Source organism: Actinospica sp. (assembly GCF_035552695.1).
Classification (GTDB): domain Bacteria; phylum Actinomycetota; class Actinomycetes; order Streptomycetales; family Catenulisporaceae; genus Actinospica.
This window is the reverse complement of record NZ_DASZKT010000190.1, coordinates 1-7,322: the sequence shown is the minus strand read 5'-3', so window position 1 is coordinate 7,322 and position 7,322 is coordinate 1. Positions and strand designations below refer to the sequence as shown.

Annotated in this window: 6 protein-coding genes; 2 read left to right on the top strand and 4 right to left on the bottom strand. The window is 69.9% G+C overall.

The window, feature by feature from the left end:
• Both VG296_RS22080 and tyrS read right to left on the bottom strand, forming a co-directional pair.
• A partial coding sequence (locus VG296_RS22080; protein WP_325568592.1) for a YjbQ family protein occupies window positions 1-339 on the bottom strand: 339 nt, incomplete at its 3' end.
• A gap of 34 nt (window positions 340-373) precedes the next feature.
• A complete protein-coding gene (gene tyrS, locus VG296_RS22075; RefSeq protein WP_325568590.1) occupies window positions 374-1,573 on the bottom strand; it encodes a tyrosine--tRNA ligase in 1,200 nt (399 codons plus the stop codon).
• Window positions 1,574-1,699: 126 nt separating this feature from the next.
• On the opposite strand from tyrS, the gene VG296_RS22070 reads away from it, so the two are divergent.
• Window positions 1,700-4,276, top strand: coding sequence for a transglycosylase domain-containing protein (locus VG296_RS22070; protein ID WP_325568588.1), 2,577 nt, complete (start codon window positions 1,700-1,702; stop codon window positions 4,274-4,276).
• Between the two features lie 134 nt (window positions 4,277-4,410).
• Here the strand turns inward: VG296_RS22070 and VG296_RS22065 are convergent, their stop codons facing one another.
• Window positions 4,411-4,989, bottom strand: coding sequence for a DNA-3-methyladenine glycosylase (locus VG296_RS22065; RefSeq protein ID WP_325568586.1), 579 nt, complete (start codon window positions 4,987-4,989; stop codon window positions 4,411-4,413).
• Window positions 4,986-6,407, bottom strand: a complete 1,422-nt coding sequence (gene argH, locus VG296_RS22060) for an argininosuccinate lyase (RefSeq protein ID WP_325568584.1) — start codon at window positions 6,405-6,407, stop codon at window positions 4,986-4,988. Before argH ends, VG296_RS22065 begins: the two co-directional genes overlap by 4 nt.
• A 172-nt stretch (window positions 6,408-6,579) precedes the next feature.
• Here argH and VG296_RS22055 point away from each other — a divergent pair, with 172 nt between their 5' ends.
• Window positions 6,580-7,104 carry a hypothetical protein gene (locus tag VG296_RS22055; RefSeq protein WP_325568582.1) on the top strand — a complete coding sequence of 175 codons (525 nt, stop codon included), beginning with the start codon at window positions 6,580-6,582 and terminating at the stop codon, window positions 7,102-7,104.
• Window positions 7,105-7,322: the final 218 nt, after the last annotated feature.

The following is a 7,322-nucleotide window of genomic DNA, read 5'->3' as shown; positions in this document are numbered from 1 at the left end:
TCCCAGCGCAGGGCGACCGTCGATCACCGGGATCGTCACCGATGGGCCGATCAGCGCCGCCCTCAGGTGGGCGTGGGAGTTCGAGTCGTGGTTGAGCCGGTTGTGCTCGTAGTCCCCGCGGACCGGGATCAGCCGATCTAGCAACGCCTGCAGGTCGCTCACCCCGCCCGGCTCGTATTCCATCGTGGTCACCGCGACCGTCGAACCGACGGCGAAGATCGTCACGAGGCCGCGGTCGACCGCGGCCGCGCTGACGATCCGCCCCACGCCCTCGGTGAGGTCGACGATGTGCCCGTTGCCGGGCGTCTGCAGCCGCAGCATGCCTCCACAGACGGCCATGAGCCCTACGCGACGCTCCAGACGGCCAACAACCCTAGGTGATCGCGACCCGCGCGAATCGCCGTTTGCCCAGCTGCAGGACGCGGCCATTGACCTGGTCGGCGGGTAGGTCGAGCGCGCCTGGGGCGACCGGCTCGCCGTCAATCTTGACCCCGCCCTGCGCCAGGGTGCGCCGGCCTTCAGAGGTCGAGACGCCGAACGCGCGCGCCAGCAGGGCGGGCAGATGGACGAGCTCGCCGTTGGCCGGCCAGGTGACGGTCTCGATGTCCTCCGGCCACTCCCGGCGGACAAACACGCGGTCGAAGTGCTCCTCGGCCGCCGCGGCCGCCTCCGCCCCGTGGAAGCGCTCCACCAGCTCCCGGGCCAGAGCGCGCTTGGCGTCCCGCGGGGACTGTGCGGGATCCGGCCCACGCCCCAGCAACAGCGAGTACCAGTTCTCCAGCTGGGCGTCCGGCACGCTGAGCGTCTTGCCGTAGATCTCCTCGGGGCTCTCGGTGACGCCAATGTAGTTGCCGTAGGACTTCGACATCTTGCGCACGCCATCGGTGCCGATCAGCAGGGGGAGCGTCATGATCACCTGCTCAGGCTGGCCGTAGGCGCGCTGCACGTCGCGCCCCAGCAGCAGGTTGAACTTCTGGTCGGTCGCACCGAGCTCGACATCGGCGAGCACGGCCACAGAGTCGTACCCCTGGAGGAGCGGATAGAGCAGCTCGAGCATCGAGATCGGCTGGTTCGCGGTGTAGCGCTTGGCGAAATCGTCGCGCTCGAGCATCTGGCCCACGGTCGCGGTGCGCATCAGCGTGAACAGATCCGACATCGACATATCGAGCCATTCGCCGTTGAAGCGAACCTCAAGCAGGTCGGAATCGTCGCGCAGGATCTTGAGTGCCTGCTCGCGGAAGCTGGCTGCGTTGGCGTCGATCTGGGCCGGGTCGAGCACCGGCCGGGTGCTGTCGCGCCCGCTCGGGTCCCCCACGCGTGCGGTGTAGTCGCCGATGATCAGCACGACCTTGTGGCCGAGGTCCTGGAACTCCCGCAGCTTCCCCAGCACCACGGTGAACCCCAGGTGGATGTCAGGAGCCGTCGGATCGATCCCGAGCTTAACCCGGAGCCGGCGGCCGCCGGCGAGCTTGCTTTCGAGGCCCCCCTGAGGCAGAGAGTCGACCGTGTTGCGGGCCAGCCAGGCCGCCTGCTCGGCCGCTGTCGCGTTCGGCGGGGGAGTGCTCTGGCCCACGGGGCCGATGCTAGACTCTCGCCGCCGCCAGGGAAGTCCCGTCCGGCTCGACGTGGCGCCCGCATGTCCCCCTCAGCCGTCGCGCCGCGCTACGGTCGGCGTCCTGCGGCGCACCGCACGGATCGCATGAGCGACGACGACGACATCTCGAACGGGACCGACGATTCGCGCCGAACGGTCGCCCTGACGGCCCCGCGCGAGCCGGTCGCGTTCGCGCCGCCACGCAGGCCATGGCGCCGTGACCCCACCGGCCGCCGCCGCAAGCCCAAGGTCCGCAAGCTCCGGCTCTTCTGGATCCTGCTCGGACTCGGCATCCTCGCCATCATCTCGACGGTCTTCGGGATGATGATGGCCGTCGCCTCCGACCTGCCCCAGATCGAGAACCAGGCCGAGTACAAGCAGGCGCTGCACAACTCCTATCTGTACGACGATCACTGGCAGAAGATCGGGATCCTGGCGCCCCCCAATCACGAGGTGATCGACACCTACGGGCAGCTGGGACCGATGATGCGCGACGCGATCGTCTCGGTGGAGGACAGGCGGTTCTGGTCCGATCCCGGCGTCGACATCAGGGGCATTGCCCGCGCGTTCGCGGCCGACGTCACCGGCCGAAGCGTCCAGGGCGCCTCGACGATCGCCGAGCAGTTCGTCAAGAACGCGCTGTCCCAGGAGGGCAATCGGACGATCTTCGAAAAGCTGCGCGAGGCGGCGATGGCCTACCACCTCACGCACCTGTGGAAGCGGACCAAGATCCTGACCGAGTACCTGAACTCGATCTACTTCGGCAACGGGGCCTACGGCGCCGAGTCCGCCGCCCGGGTCTACTTCGGCAAGCTCCACGGGTACGACCCCAGCTCCTCGGGCGGCAGCGGCGGCACCGGCTGCGGCGATCCCCCGCTCCGCTCGTGCGCGTCGGTGCTCTCCCCCGCCGAGGCGGCGCTGATCGCCGGAATGGTGGCCAACCCATCGGCCTTCAACCCGATCGCGTTTCCCGCTGCCGCAAAGGCCCGCCGAGACCTGGTGCTCCAGGACATGCTTGCCCAGCACTACATCTCGCGCGCGCAATACGAGACCGGCCTCGCCGAGCGGCTGCCGAACGCCAACGGCATCGAGCAGCCCCAGGAGCCGCCGGCGGCGCCGTATTTCACGAGCTGGATCGCTCCCCAGATCATCGCGGCGATGGAGCACGGCCACGTCCCCGCGAAGGTCGCCGAGTACCGCGCCTACTACGGTGGCCTGAAGATCCGGACCACGATCGACCTGCGGATGCAGAGGGCGGCAGAGCAGGCCGTCTCGCAGGATCTGCCGAGCGGTCCCAATGAGCCCGCCGCGTCGCTGGTGACGATCGACAACAAGACTGGACAGGTGCGGGCGATGGTGGGCGGGCCGCTCGTCAACGGGCAGCAGGACTTCCAGCAATACCCGTTCAACCTGGCCACAGAGGGCTATCGCCAGCCCGGCTCGGCATTCAAGGCGTTCACGCTCGCCGTCGCGCTGCAGCACGGCTATGGGCCGGACTCCGTGTTCGACTCGAAGCCCCTGGATCTGATCGTTCCCAACAGCGGCGGCAAGGAGCATTTCTACGTCCATAACTTCGGCAACGTCTACTCGGGACCGACGACGCTCGCGGCCGCCACGATCTCCTCGGACAACAGCGTCTTCACCCAGCTGGGTCTCTCCCCCGGGGTCGGCACGCAGCGCATCGCGCGTGTGGCGAAGGCGATGGGCATCCGCTCGCCGATCTCGACCAACTACGCGATGATCATCGGAGGTCTGAAGGTCGGCGTCACGACGCTCGATATGGCCCACGCGTACGAGACGATCGCCGACGGCGGCCTCCGCGTGTACGACCCGGGGCTGGGCGCTCCGGAGGAAGGGCCGACGGGCATCGCCGAGATCCAATGTCCGCACATCAAATGCCACGGCAGCAGTGACCTCGTAGCCGTCCCGCGCTACCGGCGGGTGATCCCCGCCAGCGTCACCGCCACCATTCATCAACTGTTCCAGGGCGTCGTCCAGCAGGGCACCGCGACGACGGCGGCGATTGCCGGCGTCGACGTCGCCGGCAAGACCGGCACCACGAGCAACTACGGCGACGCCTGGTTCGTCGGCTGGACGCCACAGTTCACAACCGCCGTATGGGTGGGGTATCCGAACAAGCTGGTCCCCATGACGACGCTATACAACGGCGGCCCGGTCGAGGGCGGAACGTTCCCGGCAGCCATCTGGCACACCTTCATGGTCCAGGCACTCCAGATCCAGGCCCAGGAGAACATCGAGTACGGCCCCCATCCCCGCTCCAAGTCCACGAGCACGACAGCCACCGGAACCGGCACGTCCGCCGGTGGGACGGGGACCGCGCCGCCGCCGGCGAGCACCGTCCCCAGCGGCGGGACGGGGACGACCCCGGCGCCGACCGGCGCCGGCACAGGCGGCACCGGTGGGGCGGCCGGCGGCGGCACCGGCGGAGGCGCGGGTGGGGCCACCGGCGGTGGGACCGGCGGCGGCACTGGCGGTGGCACCGGCGGTGGGACCGGCGGCGGCACAGGCGGCACGGGCGGTGGGACCGGCGGCGGCACAGGCGGCACGGGCGGAGGGACCGGCGGCGGCACAGGCGGCACGGGCGGAGGGACCGGTGGCGGCACAGGCGGCACGGGCGGCGGCACCGGCGCCAGCGGAGGCGCCGGACTGGGCGGCGGCTAGCGCCGCACTCGCCGGGCGCGGATTGCCATGTCCGCATCGGGGGTTTGGGGGGTTATTCGCCCTATACACAAGTGAGCCCCCAAAGCCCCCTGCTGCACCCCCCTGCTGCACCCCCGGCGCGCGACCAGCCCTTCTCAGACGGCAGCCGTCCGCCGCACCGGCCGGGACAGAAACCGGCTGCCGGTCGCGCAGAACCGCCACGGCAGCTCAACCGCCCGCGTAATCCCAATCCGGCGATCGATCGAGATCTCGACATCCCGCCAGGCCCACGGCCGGGGCGAGAACGCAACCGGGCCGCACAACAGGTCCGAGCCGTTGTCCGAGAGCTCGATGCCGAGGGCCTGGGTCAGTTTGCCCGGGCCAGAGCACAGCTGGCGCACCGCGTCCAGGCCGCGCCGCTCGCGCATGTGATCCAGCCCGGTCACGGGCTCGAGCGCTCGGATCAGCACGGCCGCTCCCACTCCCTCCGGTTCACACACGGCGTTCAACAGCGCGTGAACTCCATACGAGCGGTAGACGTAGGCGCGGCCCGGCGGCCCGAACAGGGTCTCGGTGCGGGGCGTCAGGCCGACGAACGCATGGCAGGCGGGCTCGGAGTCGTGGTACGCCTCGGTCTCCACAATCACTCCGGAGCAGTCCTCGTGGGTCACCACGCAGCCGATCAGATCGCGCGCGACCTCGAGGACCGGCCGGTCGTAGAACCCCCGCTTCACGCGAGCCGTAGCGCCGCGCGGGCCTGCTGGAGCTGCTCGCGGACGCGCGCCAGGCTGGTGCCGCCCTCGGACACCTTGGTCTCCAGCCACGCCCCGTCGCGCAACAGCGCGTAGAACTCGTCGTCGAGCACCGGCGATTGGCGCGCCAGCTCGTCCGGTGTCAGCTCCGACAGCTGCTTGCCCTCGTCGATGGCGTGGCGGACGAGCCCGGCGACGACTCCGTGCGCCTCGCGGAACGGGACCCCGCGCCGCACGAGCAGGTCGGCGATGTCCGTCGCAGCCAGGAACTGGTCCGCGGCGGCCGCGGCGAGCCGGTCGCGCCGGAACGTGATCGTGTCGAGCATTCCGGTGGCCGCCTCCAGACAGAGCTCGAGCGTGTCGCAGGAATCGAACAGCGGCTCCTTGTCCTCCTGCATGTCCTTGTTGTACGTCAGCGGCAGTCCGTGCATCACGCCATGCAGAGCGACCAGGTTCGACACCAGCCGCGGCGCCTTGGCCCGGAGCAGCTCGGCGGCATCCGGGTTCTTCTTCTGGGGCATGATCGAGGAGCCGGAGGCCCACGCGTCGGAGACCTCGCAGAATCCGTACTCCTCGGTCGACCACAGCACGATCTCGGCGCCGAGCCGCGACAGGTGCGTCGCGCAGGTGGCGGCGGCCCCCAGGTAATCGAGGACGAAGTCGCGGTTGGAGACGGCATCGACCGAGTTGGCGGCCACCTCGGAGAAGCCGAGCGCGGCAGCGACGGCACGCCGGTCGGTGTCGAAGTTGACCCCGGCGAGGGCCCCCGCCCCCAGTGGCATCCGCGCCGTGGCCGCGACCACCGCCTCAAAGCGCTCCCGGTCGCGCAGCAGCATCCAGACGTAGGCGAGCAGGTGGTGGCTCAGGTAGATGGGCTGCGCGCGCTGCATGTGCGTGTAGCCGGGCATCGGCCAGTCGAGGTGGCGCTCGGCCTGCTCCAGCACCGTCCCGGCCAGGCGGCCGATCCGCTCCACCGCCTCCCGGGCGTGCGCCCGCACGAACATGGCCACGTCGGTGGCCACCTGGTCGTTGCGTGACCGCGCGGTGTGCAGCCTTCCCCCCACCCGGCCGACGATCTCGGTCAGCCGCCGCTCGATCGCCATGTGGATGTCCTCGTCGCCGTCGGCGAACGGGAACGAGCCGTCGGTCAGCTCGGCGCGGACTTGCTCCAATCCCCGCCGCAGCTCGGCCTCGTCGGCCGGAGAGATGATGCCCTGGGCGGCGAGCATCGCGGCATGGGCGATCGACTGGTCGACGTCGTACGGGCTCAGTCGCCAGTCGAAGCCGATCGAGTCGTTGAGGCGGCGAAAGCCAGTGTCCTGGGGTTCGGCAAAGCGGGAGATGCCCGCATTATGGAGGGGACCCGCCGACGGGCGCGCGGCCGCCCCGGGCGGGCTCATCTAAGCCGCCTGTAAGAGCGATTCAAGGACTTGAGCCGCGTGTCCGATAACGGACGAAAGAACGTCGGCTCCCCCGGTACAAACGTCCGGGGCGATCGAAGAAACCCAACCGCCGCAGCCGCCACCACCGTCTGGACGTGCGGGAAACAAGGACCGGAAAGGACGTACCCTCATGCGTATTCTGCACTCGAAGCGCGGCCGCGTCGCACTCGGCGTCGTCGCGGCGCTGGCCACCGCCGGCGGTGCGCTTGCGTATTTCACCGCCTCGGGCTCTGGCACCGGCGCGGCCACCGTCGGCGCGAGCTCGGCACTCACCATCCACGGCACGAGCGCGTCGACGCTCTACCCCGGGACGTCCTCGACTGTGTCGTTCACGGTCGACAACCCGTCTCCCGGCCACCAGCAGGTTGGAACCATTCACCTCGCGACCGTCAAGGCGTGCCCGGCCGGGGACAGCTGGACCGGCTCGGCCTGCAGCAACAGCGGCACCGAGATCACCACGTGCGAAACGGTCGAGACCGGCGCCTCGGACACGAACACCGGGAACTTCTGGATGCCGGATGTCGTCGCCAACCAGCAGGCGCCGAACGGAAACGGCCAGGCCGTCACCGCCACCGGCACGTTGACGATGAACAACCTGAGCTCATCGCAGAACAGCTGCCAGAACGCCAACCTGACCCTGAACTTCACCAGCTGATAGCGAGCCTGGCGACGGGCGGGTCCTCTGCCCGCCCGGCGCGCCGGGCTCGCGTGACACCTCAGCGAAACGACGGCTCGGGACGGAGGGCATGCGTCGCGCTTCAGCATTGATCAGAGCGATCTGGGTCTCCGTGTGGGTGGCCGGAATCGCTGCCCGCGGCACCGGAACCCTGCTCCGGCGTCGCCGGCCGCGGTTCGGCGCCAACCGCCTCGCGG